General features: G+C 52.3%; 1 protein-coding gene. It reads left to right on the forward strand.

Annotated elements, in window-relative coordinates; translation table 11 throughout:
* The coding region (locus V5P19_RS24385; protein WP_334408099.1) for a DUF188 domain-containing protein at window positions 1-187 on the forward strand (187 nt) is incomplete at its 5' end.
* Window positions 188-241: the final 54 nt, after the last annotated feature.

A 241-nucleotide genomic window follows, 5' to 3' on the forward strand; every position in this document is an offset into this window, starting at 1 on the left:
TCCGCGCGGCGAGCGTTACACGCCAGCGACCATTCGTGAGCGCCTGACGATGCGCGATTTTATGGATACCTTACGTGCCAGTGGGATCCAGACCGGCGGACCAGATAGCCTTTCACAACGTGACCGCCAGGCCTTTGCCGCGGAGCTGGAGAAGTGGTGGCTGGAAGTGCAACGTAGTCGTGGCTAAATGTAATTTATTATTTACACTTCATTCTTGAATATTGATTGGTATAGTAAGGGA

Source organism: Enterobacter sp. UNJFSC 003 (assembly GCF_036903355.1).
Classification (GTDB): domain Bacteria; phylum Pseudomonadota; class Gammaproteobacteria; order Enterobacterales; family Enterobacteriaceae; genus Enterobacter.